Source organism: Proteiniborus sp. (assembly GCF_040308045.1).
Lineage (GTDB): Bacteria > Bacillota > Clostridia > Tissierellales > Proteiniboraceae > Proteiniborus.
Window position 1 is genome coordinate 44,606 of the sequence record NZ_JAWRHZ010000030.1, and the last position, 25,521, is coordinate 70,126.

Below are 25,521 nucleotides of genomic sequence, written 5' to 3' on the forward strand. Positions count from 1 at the left end.
ATCTATATACTTTATTCTAGCTAATTTTAAAGCATTTTAGCACAACTTTCTCTTTTTTGTATTTGGAAAGGTAGAAATATAGTATTATTATCAATACTTTCTTTTTTTATCTCTTTAATTATTCTTCTAATAGCAACAGCTCCTATATCATAAAATGGTTCTTTAATTGTAGTTAGCCTAGGCCTAAATATTGATGCTGTTTTTATGTCTCCATATCCTGCTACAGATACCTTATCAGGAACCTCAATGTTATTATCATATAAATAGTTTAATACTCCTATTGCTAATTCGTCATGGCCACAGAATATTGCTGTAATATCGCTATTAGATACCATAATATCCCTGCATACCTCGTAGCCATCTTCAATATTTCTGCCTTTTGCATAAAAGATATTTTCCTCATACCCTTCATTTTCTGATATTGCCTTTTTATAACCTTCTAATTTCAATAGTTCTAAAGAGTAATCTTCCTTACTTGATGATACATAAGCTATATTTTCATGTCCTAGATTGATCAAGTAGTTAGTCATCTCATAAGTAGCTTCTAGATTGTCTATTGTTACAGTAGGAAAATCTTCTGTATAAAAATATCTATTTAGATAAACAAACGGTATTTTGAAATCCTTAAGTTGGTTGTCAATTTCATCATTTAATGAATCTGAAACTAATATTATGCCTTCAACTTGCTTTCTACTTAGCAACTGCATAAATTTAATCTCAGTAGCTTTATCTCCATAAGTGCTACAAAGGAGAATATCATAATCATACATTTTCCCAACTTCTTCTATTCCTCTTACTAGTTGAGCAATATAAGAATCACCTAAATCAGTAACTATTACTCCAATTAAGAATGATTTTTTAGTTACTAGTGTTCTTGCAATCTCGTTTGGTTTATATCCTAATTCATTAATGACGTCTAAAACTTTCTGCCTAATTTCTGTGCTTACAGGCTTAGAATTATTAATTACTCTAGAAACTGTAGATATTGACACTCCAGCCATCTTAGCTACATCTTTAATTGTTGCAGTCATGTTCCCACTCCTCTTAATTTCTCTATTTAGTTTTTGTATTAATTATAAAGTAACTTAAAAAAATATTATATTTTTTATTATATCATAGAATGTAAATATATATGTAATAGCAGCTATAATTACAACATAGCTGCTATTATCCCACCAATAGTGTTTACAAAATTATAACTATTATAATCAAACTCTTTTTCTTTAATTGGAACAGTTATTTGAAGTACTCCTTTAACATCACCATTATTAATAAGTGGAACAACTATAACAGATTTCCAATTTGGTTTTCCTGAAATAGTGTCTATCTCTCTAATGTCTTCCCAATCAATAAAAAACTCGCCATTTTGCTCATTTATCGCTTTGTATATTATGTTTTCATTGTATTCTAAATCTTTTGCCCAAGCATCAGAAAACCTTAGTCTACCATAAGATTTATGAATTTTACCATTTCCATCTAATGTTATTAAAATTCCCTGTTCAGCTTCTAGAATTTCAACCAATCTTCCAAGTATCCTAAATATCTTATCTTCTTTAGCCATTTTTTCCTTTACTAGTCCAATTATTTCAACCAATACTAAACCAATTCTTTGGTCCTTAACAGTGTTTCCTGATATAATACCTGCTAATTTATCTAATCTCCTTTTTAACCCTCCTATATCATTACTCCAAACAACACTTATATTTCTTCCTGACTCCTTAGCTACGTATAAAGCTTGATCTGCTTTTTCAATAAGTTCATCAATTGTTTGTCCATGTTCAGGGAAGGATGATATACCTAAACTAATTGTAATAGGATAGTCCTCGCTAATTAAAGTAGACTTTTCAATTACAGTTCTAATTTTCTCAGCTACAGCTTCCCCCTCTTCTTTTGTAGCATTAGGTAAAATAATTATAAATTCTTCTCCTCCATATCTACCAACTAAATCAGTTTTTCTTACATTTTCAGTAATAATGTTGCTGATTTTCCCTAATAGCATATCTCCTTTTCTATGGCCAAAAGTATCGTTTACATTCTTAAATTTGTCTATATCAATCATAATAACTGAGAATCCTTTTCCATCTCTTCTAGCCATTGCTATAAAATCTTTAAATGCGCTATCAAAATATTTACGAGTATATACTCCTGTCATTTTATCTACAGAAGAAACAATTTTAAGAATATAATTATCAATGTTTATAGATATAAGATGAGAAAGAGCATCAATAAGCTTAAATCTTTTATTATCAAACTTATTAAACAATTTATCAGTATCTAGATATAAATATCCAATAATATCTTCATGGTTAGATATTTTGCTATTTTTTCTTCTATCAGGAATACTTGTAATATCTTCAACTAATTTTAATTTTAAAATAGGCATACACATCATAGCTTTAATATTGTCAGAAATATTTAATAGTCCATCTTGCTCATCATAATTAGAGGACTTATTGATTAGTATTCCTTTGTTTTGCTGCCTTACTTCTGATATTATAAGTGCTTTATCAGGTATTGATTCGTCCTCTGATGTGGATGCTACTGTAATCAGTTGGTCGGATTCTAAGTCTTGCGCAAAAATTATTCCTCTGTTTGCAAAAGTTTTACTGACAGCATATTCAAGTATAGTATCTAAATTTTGCCTATAATTATTGCTCAATTGTAGAATCAAATCTTCAAAACCCTTAGCAACTTCTTTACCAGACTCTAGCCCTGTCCCATACTCAAAATTAAAAATATCTTCATTAAATAAATCAACAATTCTTTTAATATTAAAATAATCCTTTAATTGTATATTTTCATTAAATTCAATAGATTCAGAACATATAGTTTCATTTCCCTTAACAGTAGAAACTATCTTATTAAGCTTTTCTTTTATATTTGAAGCTTTATTCTTATTAATAAAGGTTACCTGAAGGCTTCTATCAGGTATTTTTTTTGCCAATCTATATAGCAAGTCTAGCGCAGTCAAATAGTAATTTACCGATTTATAATACTGATTATTATCTAAACAAATATCTCCAAGCTCGATATTAGTGAAAAGCTCTATTTCATAGTGACCTGTATTTCTTACTCTTTCAAGAACTTTAGATAAAATACTATAATCTCTTTTTAGTTTACCTATTACCATATCTCTAAACAAATCTAAATAATCTGTAGTAAGATTATTCTTTAGTTTTTCATCCTCTAAAAGTAAGTCTTTTGCGAGTTTACTATCTCCAAATAAAAGAGATGTATGAGCCAATGTTAATAGACTATTTCTCCTTGCTCCAAAATATTTGCTAGCCTTGAATTGATTTCTTATTTTATCTATATCTTCAACTTTTACTTCTTTCTTCATCCAGTACTTTAAAAGCAAATCTTTAAGTCCAGAATCTAATTTAAGTATATTAAAAATCTGGCTATTACTCTTATTTATCCTATTTATGTACTTAAGAGTTTTGTTGTTTGCACCAAAAGTAAAATAAAAATTACTTAAGAAAAAGTAATACCTTGAAATATGCTGTTCTTCTACAGAACCTTCTTCGAATGTTTTCCTTACACTTTCATAGTAAGTGTAACACTTATCGAATTTACCAGTAAATAAATAAATAAGTCCAAGGTTTACCTGACAAAGAAACAGCGAGCTTTCATCTTCAATATCCCTAGCTATATTCTCCATTTTACTAATATAGTCTAAAGCTTTTTCATAATTGTTATATCTTATATATAACTCTCCAATATTATTAAGAAAGTTTGATTCATTTTCTAGTGATTGATATTTTCTCGAAATTTCAAGGCCTTCCTCATAATAATTCATAGCAAGTTCCATATCATCTAAATAATCAGAGTATATAAATCCAATATTGTTAAGTGCTCTAGTAGATTCTACATAATCTCCAGATTTATGAAAATATTCAAAACTTGTTACAAAGTATTCTCTAGCTAAGTCAATTTGATCAGCGAATACCTTGATTATTCCCATATGGTTATAAAAATGCCCAGAATACAAATCAAAGCCTTGCTTAATAGATACATCTAAGTATTTATTTATGTTATCAGATACTTTACTATATTCACCCTTTGACAACTCAATCCTATTAATCAATTTCACTGATTCTAATAATTCTTCAGTATAACCATTCTTCTCCGCAATAGCTTTTGCCTCATCTGCATATTTTTTTGACAAATCTATATCAAATTTTCTAAAGAATGCAGATGATAATCCATTGTTACATATTGCTACATATCTATCTTCGTCAAGTTTTTTAGCAATTTTTAATCCTTCTTCGTAACTATTGATCGATTTAGCAGTCATACCCTGAAGTAAATAAAGATTGCCTAGATTAGACAGTATTTCAAGCTTGTCTATATCTTCTCTATCCTGAATAAGCTCGTAGGCATTTTCCCAAAGATGTATGCACTGGATGTTTCCAGCTAAACCTCTCATTTTTCTAGCATTCAATATTATTTTTTCAATAGCCTTTTTAGTCTGCATAGACATGTTGTAATGATAAATAAGTTCGTCAATATTTCCTCTATCCTGCTGTTGGTAAATGCTTTCTAAAACTTCAGCAGCTCTTCTATGTAATTCATGTTTTTCGTAGTCTGGAATTTCGCTATATATAAACATCTTTATATGCCTGTTATAAAAATCATAAGTATAACCCCAATCCTCAACTCTTTCATCAAGGATTTTCATGGAAACCAGCTTATCTATTATGGTATCTGTATCTATTTCACAGCCTTCTACAATCTTTTTGATAATATTTTTAGAAACAGAAGTATTGAATATAGATATATATTTAGCTATATCAAGAAGTTCTTTATCAAGAAGTTTGATCTGTCTTCTTATAGCATCTCCAATATTTGATGGGATGTATAGACTAGTATAATTATTTGTTGGTACATCCCAATTTCCATTCTCATTTATAAAAAGCTCACCTGTAGCAACTAAATTCTTAATAGCCTCTTCTATATGTCCTGGATTGCCTATTGTATCGTTCATTACTCTAGTAGAAAAGTTAATCGGTTTATACCCTATTCCTAAAATGTTCTTAATTAATTCTGACGTTTCTTGAATATTTAATCTTAAAAGCCTGTGTTCATTAATTCTATCTAGGCTTATCCAACTATTTACTGTATCACTTAAAGCTTTTTTCTTCTTTAATAAATCCTTGTTATATGAAACAATTAGTACTAAAGGGGCTTGTCCATTGCTATTTATTAAATAATTAATTAAGTTTATTGTCTCAATATCGCTATTATGAAGATCATCTATTATTAAATAAGTTGGATGATTCTTAATATTTTCAATAATAAATTTAGTTATTCTATCATATAGTCTGAGTCTTTCTCTAGTTCCACTTAGCATTGATGAAGGCTTTATATTTTTAGATTCCGATATTTCTGGTATAATCTTAACCAGTTCACAACCATATGTATCAATGAGTTTGCTATCGCAATCCTTAATCATGCTCTTTAGGATTTTTATTATTGCACCTAACTCTTTTGTATTTGATTCTGAGATAGACGTATGATAAACATTTTTTCCCTTCATCCTTAGTCTATAAACTAATTCTTCTAACAATCTTGTTTTACCTATACCTTCTTCACCAGTAAATGATATAAAATGTCTATCTATAAGGTTATTATCAAATTTTTTATCTATATCTAAAATACTATTAATTTCTTTTTCACGTCCAATAATTCTGTTTTTGAAAATAAGTTTATTTCTTTCCTCTGTCAAATTGAGCTTATAGTTTTTATCAAAGATGTTGTTTAATTCCTCTGCTATTTCACTAACCCTTTTAACCCTTGCGTCCGAATCTTTTTGAACTAACTTTTCAATTAATGCGATAATACTGTATTTTTGATGATTATTAATTTCTAATGTATTTAATACCTTAAAATTTTTTTCATATGTTTGAGGTACTTTCCCAGATAACAAAGATATAATAATCATGCCTATTGAATAAATATCTGAATTAATATTAATATTTTTATGCTTCATTCTTACTTCTGGGGCGATAAAAATATTATATGTATCATTGTAAAGATTTTTAATTATTCTTTCATTTATGGTTGCAAAGTCAACTAACCTAGTTTGAAGATGCCCTTCATCTTCTACAATAAAAATATTGTCTGGATTAATATATTTATATGTGTAACCTCTAAAAGCAATATATGATATTACTTCTAAAAGTTGATAAACAACTAATAGAATTTGATCTATGCTTAACTTCCCTATACAGCTGCTTAGTCTAGTCCCTTTTACAAAATCAATTGTATAGAAAAATTGCCTAGCTTTTACAGACTTATTGTCAATAGAACTTACAATATCAAAACTATAGTTTGGAATAATACCTTTATGATCTAAGCTACTTAATTCAATAAAAGTATCCGTAAATTCTTTGAAAAACGAAGAATTTTTATTATCATTAATGAATAGCTTTAGTAATAATTCATCATTGTCATTCCATAGATCATATACTTTGTATATGGTACTGTCATCATATACCTTATATATATTATTTATTCGGTATCTGTTATTAATTAATTGCATTTTCTTTCCCCCGTGATCACCGAAATTAATTCCCCACCAATACAACCCTGAATTATAAATATACTAACATATATTATATCATAAATATGAATTTTATTTAATAAACAATCTGCTTTTTTTCATTAATTGATTACTTAATTTTAGATGGAGTATTCACTCCATCTAAATATAATTTTCCTTAAACACTGACATATTTCCATTTTCCGGCCTTAAAAATAAAAAAATATAGTATTCCTCTAGCTATTAGATCTATACTCATAGCCACCCAAGCTCCTAGTAAGCCCCAATTAAAAATCATTACAAAAATGTAAGTAAATAATAATCTAATACCCCAAATTCCTGTAAGAGTAATTATCAGAACTCTCCTAGTATCTCCAGCACCTCTAAGTGCTCCTGAAAAACCCATAACTGCTGCTAAGAATGGTTGAGATATTGCTACTACCCTTAAACATACTCTAGCCATACTAAGTATTTCTTTGTCGCGAGTAAAAATCATAAGAAAGTAATCTGGCCAAATAAAAAAGAAGACTCCTACAAAAGCCATCAAAATCGCACCCATCTTTACAGCTATAAAACCACTTTTTTCTGCTAATTTAGGTTTTTCTGCTCCTAAATATTGGCCTACTAAAGTAGTAGCAGCTAGAGCAAAACCAAAGCCAGCATTAAAAGATAGTGACTCAGCAGTCATTGTTATCCTATGAGCCGCAAAAGTTATAGTACCCAAAGATGATACTATTCTACTAAATAAAAGCTGTCCAAATCTCATTAGGAACTGTTCCACTGCTGCTGGAATACCTATATTGAAAATTCTTTTTATAATATGGGTATCTAAACTCAGTTTTTCTCTAAAATTAATTCTTAAAAACTTACTTCCCTTCACAAGTATAACTATTATTATTAGAAATCCAACAAACCTTGAAAAAGTTGTAGCAATACCTGCTCCGTCAACTCCCCATCCTGCTCCAGGTAAAAATAATGATATATTTTTGTCTATAAAAGGAATATTTATATCAACAGTCCTACTCTGGTAAATCAAAAAAAAGTTACCTACTATATTTACTATATTCGATATCCCATTTATATACATAGGGGTTTTGGTGTCTCCTCCTCCCCTTAGTACACCATTCATAACCATGGTTACTATCATAAATGGAAATCCCCAAGCATTTATCCTAAAATAAGATGCAGACACAGGCACTACATCTGGCTCGGCTCCCATTAATTTTACAATTGGAACCGCAAGGGATAAACCAAGAACTACAAATATAGCAGACATTATTATACTTAGTATTAGGGATTGTTTAGCTATATTATTAGCTTCGTCTTGTTTTTGAGCTCCGATGGCTCTAGCTACTAGAGCAGTAGTACCAACACTTATAGCAGCGAAAAATGACATGGCTGTCATCATAGGCATATCACTTAATCCAACTGCTGCTATTGCAGCAGCTCCTAAGCTTCCAACCATAGACATATCTGCAAAGCCCAAGAGTGTTTGCATTAACATTTCTCCAATGGCAGGTAAAGCTAATTTTAATGTTGAGCTTTCCAATTTTGATTCAGGCAATTGATTATTATTCACTTTTACTACATCCTCTGACAATATTATCAGTCCCCCTTAGTATTCTCAGTAGTCATTGCCTCATGTAAGTATTTAAGATTCTTAAGTAACATGTCCTTGTCATTATCACTTACTCCCGCTAGCTTATCTGATAAGTATTCTCTTCTCTTCTCTAATACTTGTTTAACTATGTCACGGCCCTTAGGTTGGGCTTTTAATCTAACAATTCTTTTGTCTTGCTCATCTTTTTCTCTTACAACAAGTTCGCTTTTTTCCATTCTATCTATTAAATCAGTTATAGTACTACAGGCTAAAAACATTTTCTGACTCAGTTCCCCTATAGTAAGCTGTTCATTATTTACTATATGTTGAAGAGCTATAAATTGAGGATCAGTAATATTAATATCATTTAATATTTCTCTACCTTTTTTTCTAATAATCCAGTCAACTTTTCTTAAATACTTTTCTATTAAAGCGACATTGTTCTCAACTTCATTGTGAACCATTAAATCACCTCCCGAATATATTTCGTCTCACTAAATATATTATCTTATACTGAGTCTATAGTCAATCTTTCAATATTATGTATTTGCTAATTTAGTAAAAAAGCAATAAAAATAATATAATTATTTTTATTAATTTAAAAAAGGATTTAGAAAATTTTACTAGAATATATTATTTAATGATATAATACTTGTGTATTTATTTTGTGAAGGGGGACGAAAGTGAAAACTGTACATATCAAAAATAAAAAGAAAAAAACCCTCTCATTAATTATAATTCCCCATTCCAAGGAAGTAACCCAAATAAATATAGCGACTTGGATTCCTAAACTTTCCTTAGGTTTAATTGCTATGATTTTTCTAATCTCTGGATATCTGACCTTTAATCTATACAATTCATACAATGTCTTGAAACAAAACTATAGCGAAAAAACACATAAATTAAACAACTTAGAGGAGCTAACACAGCAACAAAAGAATGAAATAGATAACCTAAGACTAATGTCAGCTGAGGTTCAAGAGAAGCTTGAATCTATAGATTTGTTGCAAGAAACTGTAAGAAATTTAGTAGGTCTCGAGGAAACTCGTGAAAGCTCAATGAAAGAAGAAATGCAAATTTCTGATAGTCTTCCATCTAGAGGTGGTCCAAGCCTTAGAAGAAATAATCCTGCAAGTTATATTGAAAATGATTTTGAAACGCAAATAAAAGGGTTATCTTTACTTTTAGATAAAAGCTCCGAAGAATTGAATTCTCTTATTAATGATGTTGAAGAAAAGCTTAGGTATCTTGATGCAAAACCTAATCTAATGCCTACCACTGGAAGAACTACATCTGGGTTTGGATATAGAAAAAATCCTTTTGGCAGAGGAAGAGAGTTTCATAACGGAATAGACATAGCAAATAGTTCTGGAACTAAGATAAAAGCTGCAGGAAGTGGTGTTGTAACTTTTGCTGGTTATAATAGTGGCTATGGAAGATATATAATAATAAGTCATGGCTATGGATATCAATCGGTTTATGGACATAATAGAAAGCTTTTAGTAAAAATAGGTGATAAAGTAGAAAAAGGTCAGGTTGTTAGTGAAATGGGAAATTCAGGTAGAAGTACAGGCCCACACCTTCATTTTGAAATTAGATTAAATGGAAATCCAATAGACCCTATGAAGGTAATAAATAACATGGATTAGTATTATTGGGGGGATAAAATGTTTAAAAAAAATGAGGAAAGTATCGGGAAAATAGATACCTTAATTGGCAAAAATACTAAGTTAAGTGGGAAAATTGAAGCCAAAGGCGCTATAAGAATTGATGGACATTTAGACGGAGATATAATAGTTGAGGGAGATATTACAATAGGGATAGATAGTAAAATAACTGGGAATATAGAAGGAAATAGTATTTTTATCTCTGGAACAGTTTATGGCAATATTAAGTGTAAAGAACATCTTAGACTAGGAAATACTTCAAAACTATTTGGAGACGTAGAAGTAAAAACTCTAATTATAGATGAAAATGCTATATTTGATGGTAAATGCAAAATGGAATGCATTGAAAACAATACTTTGAAAGATAAAGTAACTAACGAAAAATAGAAGAAGCCAATGGCCCCTTCTATTTTTTCTTTTAATTAAATATTCTGAAGCTCCTATGTACTACTTGAAAGGTTGCAGGAAGCGTTCCACCGTATTCCCCATCAATATCTACTGGTACAGTATCTTCAGATTCAATTGTTATTTTTTTTGTCTTAAAATATTTAACATTAGGATGATTTACATGTTCACCTGTTAATACATTTATAAAAATTGATAGAACATCTTGTATTTCTGATTTTCTAATTATTATACAATCTAACAATCCGTCCTCTACTTGTGCCTTAGGCGCAAGCATTTTAAATCCACCAATAGAAGAACTGTTTGATACTAAAAACAAGAATATTTCTTCCTCTGATGAATACTCTTCGCTGGTTATCTTAACATTTATCCCATTAAACATTTGTTTTGGTATTTCCCTTAGTCCTTCAATATAGTAAGCCATTCTCCCTAAAACATTTTTACTTTCGGAAGGTACTTGATGGGCTACATTAGTCAAAAATCCTCCTGCAGCTACATTGACAAAATACTTATCTCCCCATTTACCTAAGTCTACATCTATTGTATTTTCGTTCATTATCATATCACAAAATTCTTTTGAATCTCTAGGCAATCCCATATAATTAGCAAAATCATTAACAGTTCCCGCTGCTAAAATAGCAACTGGGATTTTCTTCCTTCCTATTATAATTCCTGTTGCAACTTCATTAACAGTACCATCTCCACCACATGCCACGATAATATCCCAATCTTCTTGACAGCATTTTATGGTTTCGTACATTGCATCGTCTTTTTTCTGTGTTGCAACTTTCCCCACAATATATCCATTATCCAAAAGTATTTTACATATTGAGTCTATTCTTCTCTGGATTATTTGTCTGCCTGAAGAGGGATTATATATTATTTTCACTTTTTTCATAAGGTTCACCTTTCTTATATATTGCTATTATATACTATTATGATAATACACTATTCATATAATTTCCATTCTAATAAATTACAAACCTTATTTGTATAATTTGGTTAGTAGAAACAAAAATATTTAGAGACAAACATTAAGAAAACTAAACAATATTAATCCTAATTAATATTTTCTTTTTTTGCGTTTACATCAGCCTTTGGTTTAGTAAAAAATATGAACATAAAAGCTAAAGCAAAGGAAAGAGAAGACATTATAAACATAAAACCAAATCCAATAATGTCAACAAAAAAGCCAAATGCTAAAGGTCCAAGTATTGCTGCTAAAGATGAAAAGAAATAATAAAGTCCTGTGTAAGTACCTATCTTGTCTTCTGTGGTACACTCAACCACCATTGGATAAGAATTAATATTTATTAAAGACCAGAAGAATCCACCTATTCCCATTAGTATCATCATTATAACATTAAAAGGCAAGGATAAAAATGTAGTAGTTGGCCTAATAGTGGATAGAATTAGAAATACAATAATTAATCCTGTTATACCCATTAAAATAGTTCTCTTTTTACCTATTCTAGAAGCAATAAACCCACTGGGGATAGCAAATGCTAAAAATATACCTGCAAAGCTGCTCATAATAATTGAGCCCGTTTTTTCTGTTGTTCCCAAAAAATATACACTATAATTGCTAAATGTAGCCTCAACTCCTTGATATGCTACAAACCAAAAGAAAATTGCAAACAAAATATAAAGAGTAGTTTTATCTTTACTAGTTATTATATCATTTATAGCTTGAAGTACATTTATCTTGTCTTCTTTACTAACCACTCCTTTATCAGGTTCCTTTATAGTTTTATGAAGAAGAAACAAGGACAATATCATCAGCACGGAAGTAGCTATAAACAGTAAATATTTATTATATTCGTATACAAATGCTCCTACGAATAAGACAAGTACAGATGCTAATCCGCCCATAAAATTAATAACACCGTTAGCTTTACTTCTAAGTGGTGCTGGAGTAATGTCAGGCATTAAAGCTATTGTAGGAGCTCTATATATAGACATTGATAGATTTAAGAAAAACAAAATGATAACAATACTTAGAAAACTTGTGTAAAAAGGTAAAATACTAAAAAGAATCGCAGATATGGGTATCCCAATAAGCAAATAAGGCATCCTCCTGCCAAATCTGGTTCTGGTGTTGTCACTCATGGCTCCAATAATAGGAATCAAGCTTACAGCCAAAATATTATCAAATGTCATTATAGCATTTATCCAAAACTGGCTATCAATAAAATCTCTTAAAAATAATGGGACATAAAAATTATAAAGTGACCACACTAAACTTATTACAAAAAAACCAAGACCTAATATAAATGTCTTCTTATAATTAAGTTTCATTTAAACTCCTCCTAAATTATCTCGTATTTTTATTGCTCTATCAGGATAGTTTGTTATGATACCATTTACTTTGAGATTGATTATAGCAGCAATATATCTTTCATCATCAACAGTAAATGGATTTAGCATAATCCCATTTTCAAAACATCCTTTTACAAATTCAGGTACCAGTAAGTTATAGAAAAGTGGATGTAGGGCATCAGCTTTAATACTTTTAGCATAAACCCATGGTTCAACTAATCCAGCCATATATAATGCGCCAGTCTTAATTCTAGGATTAATTCTTTTAACCTGTATTAAACTATAATGATTAAAAGAAGATATAATGACTCTATCCTCCATTTTATAACTAGAAATTATATCAATTACTTTTTCTTCTATTCCCTCGTATAATATTGGAGCATTTTTTAATTCAATGTTTAACATCATGTTGCTATCCTTTATAAGATTTATTACTTCTTCTAACTCAAGTATTCTTTCTCCCTTAAATTCGCTCCCAAACCAACTTCCTGCATCTAGACTTTTTATTTCATTCAGAGAAAAATCCTTAATAAATCCTTTCCCATTTGTAGTCCTATCTACTCTCTCATCATGACATACAACTAATGCTTTGTCTTTAGTCATGTGTACATCTAACTCAATTCCATCTGATTTCATGTCTATTGCTTTCAAAAAAGAAGCCATAGTATTTTCAGGCGCATATGCAGATGCACCTCTGTGTGCAATAATTAATGGTCTTTTCATAATAATTTATTTCCCTCCTCCATTAAGTATATTCTATGCATACGGATTTTTTCCTTTATTTAAATAGTTATTTATAGCACGAAAAAAGGACTTTCGAAAGTCCTTTTTGTATTATTTTAATCCTTCATATTTGTCTATAATAGCTTGCAGTTTACTTGCTTGATGTCCAGATTCTTCTGCGAATTTCTTAAATGTATTTTTAATTTCATCATCGTTAGTTTGTTTTGAAAACATTTCATAATCTCTTACCATTTCTTGAGCATCAAGGAGTTTCTTTTTTAATATATCCATATTATTCATTTGCATATTATTTCACCTCCTGAAATCAAATTGCTAAATATATATAGACAACTATTTTCAACTTTAGTTTTTAACATATATCAAAAAATATTCCTGTTTAAAAGATATAAACTAGGCATATAAAATTTGAAATCTAAGAAGGTATAATATTTTGAGTGTCGAAATAAATATATGTTTGGTAATCACAAGACTAATTGTAAATGGGAAATACTCTCAAGGAGGCATAGTATGCATAATTTCAAAACATTAAAAGAGTTTTTTATCAAGTACAGATGGAAGTATGTACTAGGTGTCATGTGGCTTATAATAGTTGACTTAGTTCAGCTGTTAGTACCTCAGATTTTTAGAATAATTACAGATTCACTTGAGGCCGGTTTATTAACTCGTCAAAGACTTGCAAAATATTCAGCATATATAATTATTACAGGACTTATCATAGGTGTGGGAAGATATTTCTGGAGAATATACATCAATAGAACTTCAAGGCAATTAGAGTATTATATAAGAAACAAACTGTTCCGTCATCTTCAAACACTATCAACAAATTATTTTAACAACCATAAAACAGGAGATTTAATGGCTCACGCTACAAACGATATCAACGCAGTGAGAATGGCTCTAGGCCCTGGTATTGTAATGATAACAGATGCTTGCTTTATAACATTATCAGCTATATATGCAATGATAAAAACTGCAAATTTGAAACTAACACTTATATCTCTATTACCATTACCTTTTTTAGCTTTCTTAGTTATGAAGTTTGGTAAAATGATACATGGACGATTTAAGGATGTTCAAGATGCGTTTTCTAAGCTAACTGACAAGGTTCAAGAAAACTTTGCAGGTGTTAGAGTAATAAAATCCTTTGTTCAAGAAGAAAATGAAATAGACAAATTCACTGATTCAAATAAATATAATTTTAAAATGAATATGAACTTAATTAAGGTTTGGGGAATGTTTTCACCATTAATTCAATTTATATCTGCTATTAGCTTTTTGATAATAATATGGTATGGTGGATTATTAGTCATAAATAATGAGATTTCATTAGGAGCTTTTATTGCATTTAATAGCTATCTAGGTCTTCTCGTATGGCCTATAATGGCTATTGGTTGGGTTATAAATATGTTTCAAAGAGGAATTGCTTCAATGGAAAGATTAAATGCAATATTTAATGAAAAACCTGAAATTGTTGATAAGGAAAATCCTTTAATCCTTCCAGAAATAAAAGGTGATATAGAATACAAAAACGTATCCTTTAAATATCCTGGAACTAGAAACTATGCATTAAAAAATATAAATATTAAAGTCAAAAAAGGAAATACATTAGCCATTATTGGTAGAACAGGAAGCGGTAAAACTACATTAGTAAACTTATTAATCAGACTCTTCGACATAAGAGAAGGAAATATATTGATAGATGGAGTTAATGTTAAAGACATTACCCTCAAATCCCTAAGAGAAAATATAGGCTATGTTCCACAGGAGAGTTTTCTTTTCTCAACAACTATAAAAGAAAATATTGGGTTTGCATTTGATGAAGAAGTTGAAGAAGAAAAGGTATTTAAAGCTGCAAAACTTTCAGAGCTTTATACTAATGTTATAGAGTTTCCCGAAAAATTTGACACCATACTTGGAGAAAGAGGAGTCACACTGTCAGGAGGTCAAAAACAAAGGACATCTATTGCTCGGGCAATAATTAAAAACCCAGGTATATTAATATTGGATGACAGCTTATCCGCAGTAGATACCCAGACTGAGGAAAAGATTTTAGATAATCTAAAAGAAATTATGAAATCTCGCACAACAATAATCATCTCTCATAGAATATCTACAATAAAAAATGCAGATGAAATAATTGTTTTAGATAATGGAGAAATTGCTCAAAGGGGTACTCATGATGAGTTGTCAGAACAAAATGGTATTTATAAGAATATTTACGAAAAACAGCTCTTAGAAGAAAGAATTCAAAATCTATAGTAGGAGGATTGACCAATGAATAATTTTCATGAAGAAGAAACTTTAGGTAAAGCCTATGATTCTAAGTTGATGAAAAGGCTTCTTTCATACACAAAGCCATACTGGATGTATATCTTTATATGTATAATCCTCCTTATGGCTGTAACTGCTGGTGATTTAGCACGTCCATACATACTAAAGTATGCAATAGATGACAGTATTAGAGGATATCTGAATCCAATGTATGTACTTAACAAGGATTCTGAAACAAAAGGTATATTGTATAAGGACAATATATATGTCAGAGAAGACGATTTATCAAGCTCTGAAAAAATAGCACTTAAGAATGTAGAGAAGAAGACAATAGTCAAAGTTAATGGCTCTCATTATCTTGTAGATGGAGTTATTGAAAAAGATAATAATAATCTTGCTATAGACAAACAAGGTGATAGTTACATTCTGAAATTAGGCAATAACAGATTTACAGCAAGTTTACTTTCAAATGATGATTATAAACTTTTTAGAGAAAATGATATAAGAAACCTTAAAACTATAGGAATAATTTTTCTAGCAGTAATTGTCTTAAGCTTTGTATTTAATTATGCTCAAGTATTTATATTAAATTATACTAGCCAAAAAATAATATTCAATATTAGACAAGAAATCTTTTCTCACTTGCAGAAAATGTCTCTCTCTTATTTTGATAAAAATCCTGTTGGTAGGCTAGTTACTAGAGTTACAAATGATACAGAAGCATTAAATGAAATGTATTCCAGTGTATTAGTAACTCTATTTAAAGATTTGTTTCTTTTGACAGGTATTATAATTACAATGTTCAATATGGATGCTCGGCTAGCTTTATTTTCTTTTACTGTATTGCCTTTCATCATAATTGCTTCGATTATATTTAGAATAAATATAAGAAAAGTATATAGGGCAGTAAGAGTTAGACTTGCTCGTATAAACTCCTCATTAAACGAAAATATAACCGGTATGAAAACAGTCCATATATTTAGTAAAGAAAATAAAAAATTTAAAGAATTTGATGAAATAAATGAAGACTATCTAAATGCAACTAAAAAAGAAATTCAGTTGTATGCAATTTTTAGGCCTATCATTGAAGTAATTCGCTCCTTAGGAATAACTTTAATAATATGGCTAGGTGGAAATAATGTAATCAATGGTGCTATCGAATTTGGAGTATTGTATGCATTTATTAACTACCTTCAGATGTTTTTCGAGCCAATACTTGATTTAACAGAAAAATATAATATTCTGCAGTCTGCCATGGCTTCATCCGAAAGAATATTTATGATATTAGACACAGAAGAAGACATTAAAAATCCAGATTTAGCTGCTCCACTAAAGACTATTAAAGGCAAAATAGAATTTAAAAATGTCTGGTTTGCATATGAAAAAGATAACTGGGTGCTTAAAGACGTAAGCTTCACTATTAATCCAGGAGAGACTGTAGCCTTTGTAGGTGCTACAGGCGCAGGTAAAACTTCAATTATAAGCTTAATAAATAGATTTTATGATATACAAAAAGGCCAAATATTAATTGATGGAATAAATATAAGAGATATGGATAAATACCAGTTAAGGAAAAGGATTGGAATAGTTCTCCAAGATGTTTTCCTATTTACAGGCACTATTAAAGATAATATTAGATTAAATAATACTAATATAACTGATGAAGGAATCAAAGAGGTCTCTAAATATGTTAATGCGGATACTTTTATTGAAAAACTTCCTAAAAAATATGAAGAGCCTGTTATGGAAAGAGGTTCTACTCTTTCGGCTGGTCAAAGACAGCTCCTTGCATTTGCAAGAGCATTGGCATTTAAGCCTGATATATTAGTATTAGATGAGGCCACATCAAATATAGATACAGAAACAGAAATTTTAATACAGGATGCCCTAAATAAAATCGTTAAAGGAAGAACATCTATAGCTATAGCCCATAGATTATCAACTATACAACGTTCTGATAAGATAATTGTCCTCCACAAAGGACAAATAAGAGAAATAGGCTCTCACCAAGAATTATTAAACAAAGGTGGAATGTACTATGAACTCTATAGGCTGCAGTATAAGGAAGATTTTAAAGCAAAAGAAAGCTTTTAAAGTATAATTTTACTATATCTTAACTTTTAGTTTATTTACTTTTTATCAAATATTTAGTAGAATAGATACCATGATTTTAATATAAAATTTAGGAGTGGTTATGAATGTACGACTATCATGTCCATAGTAGCTTTTCTGGTGATTGTAAATACTCTATGGAAGATATGGTAAAAGGTGCTTTAGAAAAAAATATAAAGATTCTTTCTTTTACAGATCATGTTGATTATGATTATGGTAATGACGAATTAGATTTTGTTTTTGATACTGAGGATTATTTTAAAGAATTAAAGAAAATCAAGAGTAATTATAAAGGACAAATAGAAGTTTTAAGTGGGATAGAACTTGGAATGCAGCCACATCTTGTAAAAAACATTAATGAAAAAATTAATCTGGAAAACTTTGATTTTATTATTATGTCAATCCACACTGTTATGGGAAAAGAAATGCATCATGGTGAACTATTTGCAGACAGAGATTTAATAGACACTTATTTTCTTTACTATGATGAAATGTTAGAAGTACTTGATAACTTCAGTAACTTCGATATAGTTGGGCATATAAACTTGATAGATAGATATGTAAAATATATGGATAACAATACTGTTAAGCTTGAAGAATATAAAGAGCTAATCGAAAAAGTCTTAAAAAAGATAATTGAAAAGGATAAAGGAATAGAAATAAATACTTCTGGTATACGCTATGGAATAAATTCTTTTCATCCTACTGTAGAATTATTGAGCCTTTATAAAGAGCTAGGAGGAGAAATTGTTACTATTGGCTCTGATGCCCATAGCCCTGATAATATTGGGTTCGATTATGATGATGCAGTTGAACTGTTAAGAGAACTTGACTTTAAATATATTACTACCTATAAAAACAGAAAAAAACATTTTATAAAAATAGAGTAAGGAAACTAAATCCTTACTCTATTTATTTTTACTCGTTTATCATACTTGCATTTTTCACAGCTAAAAAGATGAACGCATTGGTCTTGTGGTGCTCCATCTACAAGCTGGGTAATATCATTAGATAAATAAGGACTATAATCATCTAAGAAATTCACTATAGGACCATTATCCTTCATTTTAGCAGAGCATATTGAACATCTAATAACAGTATCTTTAATTCCGTTACAAAGAGGACATACTAAATCCATTCTATTCACTTCTCCCTTTTTATTATTAATTATTATGCCCTTCTTTGCTATAAATAACTAATTTCTTATTTAATCGATTATGATTTAGCATACGGCTTACTCTTGCAGCTCATTTCAATAATTACTCTAAATTCTATAATAGAACATTAAGAAGGATTTTCTAAAAAATAAAGCATCAGTGTTACAGCTAAAAGATCTGCAGAGCCTCCAGGACTAATATTTCTATGAATAAATTCTATATCTATTTCATGAATCTTTTGTCTACCTTTCTCTGTAAACATACCACCTAGTGATAATATTTCTTTTGCTGTTGATTTAACGTATTCTAGTTCGTCAATACCATGTCTTCCTAATATATTAACGTCTTCTGTAATAGTCATAAGGTGTAATAAAACATGTACTAAATTGTCATTAATATTGCCAGCCCCTTTCATAAGTTCGCGAAATATGGGCAAAGAGTAACACCTTACAGTTGGAAAACCTAGCTCTACTTCTCCCCTGATTCCTTTAATGCCATATTTTTTAAACAATCCTTCACCATAAGTTAAAGCCTCTTGATTATTTAAATGTTCTAACTCCCTGCTGACAATGCCTTCTGCTATCTCCTTCACAAAATTGCAAATACCATCTGTATCCATCTTTAATTTATTTGTTTTTTTATACTGCAACCCCGCAGCCGCTGCAATAATCCCAAATGAAAAGATTAATCCTTTATGTGTATTGACACCTTTAGTTGCATTAAACATTTTATTTTCTCCCTGAATACCTATGGGACGAATAACTTTTAATAATTCCTTATTGTCTTTTCCTTCAAATTTTAACCCTTCTGATGCACAATTGTAAAAAGTATATACTTGAGATACACTACTTTCAATAAATGTATTAAAATCCATATCCTTGTGGGCGCCTGGGTTATTTCGATCTACAAGACCAGGCTTAGGTGTAGCAGAGACTTCAAGTAACATGGATTTAATAGCTATTTGACTGATATACTCACAAAAGCTACAATTTATATTCAATTTATTCCCCCCATAAGTTCCATAAAATCACAAAAGCTCTTTAAAAATAATCTTAATACTTTGTTTAATTCTGAGGCAAAGCTGAAAAATCTCATTTTTATAACAATAGTAAAACAGTAGTTGAACAATTGTTAAACAATCGTTAAACCATCGCTGAACTATTGTTGCACACATAATCATGGATTAATTTATTCACACTATCTATAACTTCCTGAAGGCTGTGCTTCCCTGTTCTCATACATATTCTAGCATCCTCATTGCAGATAATACATTTTCTAGTTTCTATATTTAGCTTTTCTCTTCCTATAGAATTTCCTTCTATTACATAAACATCTATATCAAATATTCTTCCTATTGGATGATTTGTTTCTATAGATACTGATATTTTTTTAGCCTCCATTGGGTCTATGCTAGTTACTATTAATATACTACTTCCATCATCACCAGCTAGTATTTGTGTGTGTATGCTATTTTCAGCAAACCTTTCAGTTAATAATACCTGTAGAATTTGAAACGCTCTTTGGGCTTCCAATGTGTTTTTATCATTACCAGGATAATTTATCTTTCCACAAATCACAGGCAACCCATATTTATTTATTATAGATAGTACATCATCATATCTTTTCTCTCTGTCTCGTAAAATATTATTCATCAATAAGGACCTCTTTTTATTTTTTCTATAATAGAATTAGCTTCAGCAGACATTAAGAATTCATAGGTTACTTTAGGGACTAATTTTTTTATTATATCATAGTTTTCTGTTTTAATGAGTTTTCTTACTTCTGAAGCGCTAATTGGTTTATTTTCTGCATTTAATCTACTTGTTTCTATTACCTCCATACCATGTTTTGGTAATATGTTGAATAATGCTTTATTATACATATTTGTAATGCTACAGTAAGGTTCTGTTCCTAAATACCTTTTTTCTATATTAAAAACTGGTCCAATATATTGACTAAATATTTCTGCGTCTAATTTAGCATAAGCATTCATTCTTATGTCCTCTTGTCTTAAGAAATATGATGGAAATGTAGCTGTAGAAATAATATAATTCCCACCTGACAAAACATGAACATTTATTAAATCCTCTGTTCCTATCTTAACTAAATTTTTTCTAACTTCAAAGGGAAAAAGAGAACGTTCCTCTTCAACAATAAAAACAATTACTTCATCATTCTCCCTGGATGCTTTTTCAATTAAATATCTATGTCCTAAAGTAAAAGGATTGCAATTCATCACAAGAGCTGCTTTTTTTCTTTTACCTAAGCCACTATTTTTGAACATCTTTTCTACATATTTTTTAATATTAGACATTCCGCTCTCTAATAAAACAACTTCCTCTACTCTTTGTACTTCACGATAATTAAGTCCTGTAAATAAGGAAACATTTTTAGGTTCAGTAAATATAAAGGTTTCGTAAATTCCCCTGTCAAAAAGATCATTAGTAATATGGGTAATAAGCTTAGAAGCCAAGCCCTGCTCTCGAAACTCTTTTTTTACTGCAAAGCATTTTAATACCTTCCCTGCTTGAGAGCAGGTTCCTATGATTTCATTTCCTAATTTTGCTACAATAGTATGTTTTACATCTTTATCTAAAAGCAGATTAAAAGTTGAAAGGAAACTCTCAACTTTTAATCTATCATCAGTACTAAGATCAGCATTTTCAATCTGTATATCATACATAAAATCAATCCCTTATCTTTCTTACAACATCTATGACAGTACCATCTCGATATTCAACAACAGCTACTACTTCGTCAACTAGCTCTATCTTTTCTGGCACACCAGTCATATTCTCAGCTATTTCCTTTAATGTTTCTATTGACATAATTGGTAGATTAGTTTTTCCCAGTTTTTCCATTAGATCTTTTCTTAAAGGATTTACAGCGATTCCTCTTTCTGTGACTAACACATCTATAGTCTCACCTGGAGTTGTAACAGTAGTGACACGGTCAACAACTATAGGAAGTCTTCCTTTTATAAGCTGTGTAACCACAATAGCTAGCTTTGCTCCAGCAGCTGTATCACTATGTCCTCCTGAACCTCCCATAATCATACCGCTAGAGCCTGTTGTAACATTAACATTGAAATCTACATCTATCTCAGTTGCCCCCAAAATCATAACATCAAGATTATTTACAACTGCACCTTTGTTATGAGGATTTCCGTACATAGATGCTGACATTCCTTGATGCTTTTTATTATCTCTGTAAGACTCAACTGCCTTTAAATCAAAGCACTGTACATCAAAGATTGCATCAAATAATCCTTCCTCAAACATTTCAACCATATACCCTGTAATCCCACCAGCTGCAAAGCTTCCCTTAATTTTATTCTTTTGCATCAATTCCTTCACATAGGCAGCTACTGCTAAAGATGTTCCTCCTGCTCCTGTTTGGAATGAAAATCCATCCTTTAAAAGACCTGATGCTTCTATGACCTTAGAAGTCATTTTAGCTATTTTAAGTCCTACAGGATCCTTAGTAATTTTTGTAGTACCAGATACAATTCCCTTTGCATCTCCAATGCTTTCTACCTGAACAACATAGTCTATATACTCTTGACTAATTTCAATTGGACATGCAGGATAAGATACTAAATTATCTGTTATGGCCACTGTTTTTTCAGCATATTGAGCATCTGGTATTGCATAACCTAAAGAGCCACAGGCAGATTTCCCCAATACAGCATTGATATTGCCATAGGTATCACATGTTGGAGCAGCGATAAAAGCTATATCAATTGTAAGATCTCCAGACTCAATAGCTCTTGCTCTTCCTCCATGGGTATGCATGATTGCTGGATTTTTTAATTGACCCCCTGATATTGCTTCTGCTACAGGTCCTGAAATATAGTTTGCATATATTCCAGTAACTATGCCCTTTTTCATATATTCAACAAGTGGCTCATGTATTGGGAAAATAGAACTGGCAGCTACCTTAATATCTTTTACACCCATCTTTGATATTTCCTCTAAAACCATGTTCAGTACATAATCACCGTTTCTTAGATGATGGTGAAAAGAAATTGTCATGCCATCTTTAATACCACATTTCTCAAGAGTATCTTTAATAGAGCATAACACCTTCTGTTTTTCTGGAAAAGAACTTTCAAATTTTACAGCTCTTTTTCTGACTTCTCCTAATGATTCAAAAGCTCCTTTAAATGGCTTAACTTCTCCGTACCCTTGGATGCATTCAGGGATTTCTCTTCCAAGTATATTCTTCATATATCTATCACCCCTTATAGCAAGCCTGCAAGCTTTGCTTTTTTAACTACATTTTGTGCTCTAGTTATAATAGGTGCATCAACCATTTTCCCATTTAGTGAAAATACACCCTTACCCTGTTTTTTAGCTTCCTCCATTGCCTTAATTACAGCCTGAGCATGCATTATTTCATCATCAGAAGGTGCAAAGATTTCATGGATTGTATCTATCTGTCTTGGATTTATTGCAGCTTTTCCTGTCATACCTAAAGATTTAGCTGTTTTAATATCTTTTATAAAGCCTTCCAAATTATTCATATCAGCAAAAGGTGTATCTATGGCATCGATACCACAAGCCTTACATGTAGTAGCTATCTTGCACCTTGCATAAAAAATTTCTTGTCCTTCTGCGGTTCTTTTAATCCCAAGATCTGCTGTTAAATCTTCAGCTCCCAACAATACTCCTACTACTCTGTCAGAGGACCTTACTATATTGTATACATTTTCAAGACCATATGCTGTTTCAATCAATGGAAAAAGCTTAATGCTCTTATGTTCAAAGCCTTCTCTCTCTTCAATTTGAGTAAGCATTTTACTTGCTTTGTGTACGTCCTCTTCAGTTGCTTTAGCTATCATTAGTGCGTCAGGTTGTACTGGAGCTATTTCTTCAATATCATCAATACCGAAGGTAGATGAAAGAGGATTAATTCTCACAACTATTTCTGTACCATAAAAGTCTAAATTATTAACGGCGCTTTTTACCAATATTCTTGCTGCATCCTTTTCTGTAATACTTACAGCATCCTCAAGATCTAATATAATACTATCTGCTCCAAGAATCCCTGCATTTTGTAACATATTAGGATTGTTACCTGGAATGAAAAGCATGGTTCTTCTAGGTCTATCCATAAAATCACCTCCTACATTGCTCTTTTTATTGCAGTTTCCACTCTTGCTCTTATAGTATAGTCCAAAGCCCCTCTATCTTTGGCAATAAGGTGGATATTTTTAATATTTAACTTTTCCAATGTATTTAAGATTACTTTCTCAATCTGTTTTCCAAATTGCTTCATAACAATACTTTCAAGGTCAATTATGATTCCACCTTCGTCATTTGGTTGAACCATAATATAAATATCACTGGATTCCATAGTACCTGCTTTTGCAGGAATCTTAATATCCATGCTATCACCTACCCTTGTTTTTATAATGCTCCTGTTGTTTTGTTTTTTATTTATTTCTCCTATTTGCTAATGCAAGAACTCTATTCATTTCGTTATGGACAATCATATAGCCTTCATCTACACCCATTCCTGGTTTTGCAAGGCATTGGTCAGCACCACATGCAATAGCTACATTTACACATACTTGAGCAGATCTATCGGTTTCATTACATGTTCCACCACAATAAGCTCCTACACCTTTTTTCTTGCAATATAAAATAGCTTCTGCAGTATTGTTTATTCCTCCAAGGTCTGGTGTTTTTATTTGAACCATGTCTGCTGCACCTTCATCTACGAATAGTTTAATGTCTTCAAATGTATTGCACCATTCATCTGCAACAAGTTCAACCTTGCTTCCTCTTTCCTTAAGAGCAATTCTTAAATCCTTAAGGGCTTGTACTTGTTTTTCTCTATCTTCAACGTCCATTGGACCTTCTATTCGAAGTTTAAAAGGAGATGCAATTTTTCCTAATTCACAAAGATAGTCAGCCATTTTTTCTGTATCATTATTAAATGCAAGACCAACAGTACCATAAACATCTATATGAAGAACAAATGTATCTTCTTCTCTAGCTTTTAAAGTTTCAATCCTATTTTTTAGCCAGCTAACATATTCTTTAAGCTTTTCTCCGTTTTTTCCTAATTTGGTTTCAACATTGTTGAATAATGCATGAGGTAGTACATCTGCGCCTTTTATAATCATTTTATCTACATTGTTATATCTGTCATCACCAGATTGAGTAAAAATAGGGATTCTTTTAAATTCTACGTTAGTATTGTATTCTTCCCTAATTACTTCTGCCATTGTAACCTTTTTTACTTTAGAAGCAGCATCCAGAATAGCTTGAGTTATACCATATCTTATAGCTGTATGAAGTCTTTTACCTTCTAAAGTCATATGATCAACTTCCTCAGCAAGCTCTCTAAAACTTTTTATTTCTCTTCCAATTAGCTTTGGTGCAATACGTTTTTCTATAATTGGAATAAATTCTTCTGCAAGGAATAATGGATCTCTTCCCCCTGCTCCTGAGTATTGCACTGCTGCACAATCTCCATAGGCTATTTGCCCATCCTCTAAAACAACCATTACAGATATTGACTCTCCAGCTTGTCGAATCTTTGTGAAACCTTCTGTGACAGGATCGCCTACATATGTAAATCCATCACTTTTTGCACCTCTTTTAATGGCTCTTTGATCATCAAAATAAAATCCAGTTCTTCCTGATGAGCATACAACATCTATTATTTTCATTATTACTCCTCCAGACATAT

Annotated in this window: 21 protein-coding genes; 5 read left to right on the forward strand and 16 right to left on the reverse strand. The window is 30.7% G+C overall.

Features of this window, described 5'->3' with window-relative positions:
- Nucleotides 1-26 precede the first annotated feature (26 nt).
- The 4 genes from ABV008_RS05670 to ABV008_RS05685 form a co-directional block, all read right to left on the reverse strand.
- A complete protein-coding gene (locus tag ABV008_RS05670) occupies nt 27-1,031 on the reverse strand; it encodes a LacI family DNA-binding transcriptional regulator (RefSeq protein WP_352418850.1) in 1,005 nt (334 codons plus the stop codon).
- Between the two features lie 119 nt (nt 1,032-1,150).
- On the reverse strand, nt 1,151-6,544 hold the full coding sequence (locus ABV008_RS05675) for a diguanylate cyclase (RefSeq protein ID WP_352418851.1): 5,394 nt from the start codon (nt 6,542-6,544) through the stop codon (nt 1,151-1,153).
- A gap of 178 nt (nt 6,545-6,722) precedes the next feature.
- Nucleotides 6,723-8,144: an MATE family efflux transporter gene (locus ABV008_RS05680; RefSeq protein ID WP_352418852.1), complete on the reverse strand. Its 1,422-nt coding sequence runs from the start codon at nt 8,142-8,144 to the stop codon at nt 6,723-6,725.
- Nucleotides 8,145-8,149: 5 nt separating this feature from the next.
- On the reverse strand, nt 8,150-8,608 hold the full coding sequence (locus ABV008_RS05685) for a MarR family winged helix-turn-helix transcriptional regulator (protein ID WP_352418853.1): 459 nt from the start codon (nt 8,606-8,608) through the stop codon (nt 8,150-8,152).
- Between the two features lie 219 nt (nt 8,609-8,827).
- On the opposite strand from ABV008_RS05685, the gene ABV008_RS05690 reads away from it, so the two are divergent.
- Complete coding sequence (locus tag ABV008_RS05690; RefSeq protein ID WP_352418854.1) at nt 8,828-9,793, forward strand: peptidoglycan DD-metalloendopeptidase family protein; 966 nt, start codon at nt 8,828-8,830, stop codon at nt 9,791-9,793.
- Nucleotides 9,794-9,811: 18 nt separating this feature from the next.
- The gene (locus tag ABV008_RS05695; RefSeq protein ID WP_352418855.1) at nt 9,812-10,198 is read left to right on the forward strand and encodes a bactofilin family protein; all 387 of its coding nucleotides are present in this window, start codon (nt 9,812-9,814) and stop codon (nt 10,196-10,198) included.
- A gap of 31 nt (nt 10,199-10,229) precedes the next feature.
- On the opposite strand, the gene ABV008_RS05700 is transcribed toward ABV008_RS05695, so the two are convergent.
- The 4 genes from ABV008_RS05700 to ABV008_RS05715 form a co-directional block, all read right to left on the reverse strand.
- Entirely contained in the window at nt 10,230-11,114 is an 885-nt protein-coding gene (locus tag ABV008_RS05700; RefSeq protein WP_352418856.1) for a diacylglycerol/lipid kinase family protein, read from the reverse strand.
- A 161-nt stretch (nt 11,115-11,275) separates the two neighbouring features.
- Nucleotides 11,276-12,514, reverse strand: coding sequence for an MFS transporter (locus ABV008_RS05705; RefSeq protein WP_352418857.1), 1,239 nt, complete (start codon nt 12,512-12,514; stop codon nt 11,276-11,278).
- Complete coding sequence (locus ABV008_RS05710) at nt 12,515-13,258, reverse strand: glycerophosphodiester phosphodiesterase (RefSeq protein WP_352418858.1); 744 nt, start codon at nt 13,256-13,258, stop codon at nt 12,515-12,517.
- A 111-nt stretch (nt 13,259-13,369) separates the two neighbouring features.
- The gene (locus tag ABV008_RS05715; RefSeq protein ID WP_352418859.1) at nt 13,370-13,564 is read right to left on the reverse strand and encodes a hypothetical protein; all 195 of its coding nucleotides are present in this window, start codon (nt 13,562-13,564) and stop codon (nt 13,370-13,372) included.
- A gap of 222 nt (nt 13,565-13,786) precedes the next feature.
- Here ABV008_RS05715 and ABV008_RS05720 point away from each other — a divergent pair, with 222 nt between their 5' ends.
- The 3 genes from ABV008_RS05720 to ABV008_RS05730 all read left to right on the forward strand — a co-directional run bounded on the left by ABV008_RS05720 (nt 13,787) and on the right by ABV008_RS05730 (nt 18,552).
- Nucleotides 13,787-15,538, forward strand: coding sequence for an ABC transporter ATP-binding protein (locus ABV008_RS05720; RefSeq protein ID WP_352418860.1), 1,752 nt, complete (start codon nt 13,787-13,789; stop codon nt 15,536-15,538).
- A gap of 15 nt (nt 15,539-15,553) precedes the next feature.
- Nucleotides 15,554-17,644, forward strand: a complete 2,091-nt coding sequence (locus ABV008_RS05725) for an ABC transporter ATP-binding protein (RefSeq protein ID WP_352418861.1) — start codon at nt 15,554-15,556, stop codon at nt 17,642-17,644.
- A gap of 104 nt (nt 17,645-17,748) precedes the next feature.
- Nucleotides 17,749-18,552, forward strand: a complete 804-nt coding sequence (locus ABV008_RS05730; RefSeq protein ID WP_352418862.1) for a histidinol-phosphatase HisJ family protein — start codon at nt 17,749-17,751, stop codon at nt 18,550-18,552.
- Between the two features lie 5 nt (nt 18,553-18,557).
- Here ABV008_RS05730 and ABV008_RS05735 read toward each other — a convergent pair whose 3' ends face one another.
- From ABV008_RS05735 to ABV008_RS05770, 8 genes are all read right to left on the reverse strand, one after another.
- On the reverse strand, nt 18,558-18,800 hold the full coding sequence (locus ABV008_RS05735; RefSeq protein WP_352418863.1) for a hypothetical protein: 243 nt from the start codon (nt 18,798-18,800) through the stop codon (nt 18,558-18,560).
- A 146-nt stretch (nt 18,801-18,946) separates the two neighbouring features.
- A complete protein-coding gene (gene citG / locus ABV008_RS05740; RefSeq protein ID WP_352418864.1) occupies nt 18,947-19,819 on the reverse strand; it encodes a triphosphoribosyl-dephospho-CoA synthase CitG in 873 nt (290 codons plus the stop codon).
- A 142-nt stretch (nt 19,820-19,961) separates the two neighbouring features.
- Entirely contained in the window at nt 19,962-20,471 is a 510-nt protein-coding gene (citX, locus tag ABV008_RS05745) for a citrate lyase holo-[acyl-carrier protein] synthase (RefSeq protein WP_352418865.1), read from the reverse strand.
- Entirely contained in the window at nt 20,471-21,502 is a 1,032-nt protein-coding gene (gene citC, locus ABV008_RS05750; RefSeq protein WP_352418866.1) for a [citrate (pro-3S)-lyase] ligase, read from the reverse strand. Before citC ends, citX begins: the two co-directional genes overlap by 1 nt.
- Before the next feature lie 4 nt (nt 21,503-21,506).
- Complete coding sequence (citF, locus tag ABV008_RS05755; protein ID WP_352418867.1) at nt 21,507-23,048, reverse strand: citrate lyase subunit alpha; 1,542 nt, start codon at nt 23,046-23,048, stop codon at nt 21,507-21,509.
- Between the two features lie 14 nt (nt 23,049-23,062).
- A complete protein-coding gene (locus ABV008_RS05760; protein WP_352418868.1) occupies nt 23,063-23,935 on the reverse strand; it encodes an HpcH/HpaI aldolase/citrate lyase family protein in 873 nt (290 codons plus the stop codon).
- An 11-nt stretch (nt 23,936-23,946) separates the two neighbouring features.
- Entirely contained in the window at nt 23,947-24,210 is a 264-nt protein-coding gene (gene citD, locus ABV008_RS05765; RefSeq protein WP_352418869.1) for a citrate lyase acyl carrier protein, read from the reverse strand.
- Nucleotides 24,211-24,256: 46 nt separating this feature from the next.
- Nucleotides 24,257-25,501, reverse strand: coding sequence for a methylaspartate ammonia-lyase (locus ABV008_RS05770; protein WP_352418870.1), 1,245 nt, complete (start codon nt 25,499-25,501; stop codon nt 24,257-24,259).
- Nucleotides 25,502-25,521 lie beyond the last annotated feature (20 nt).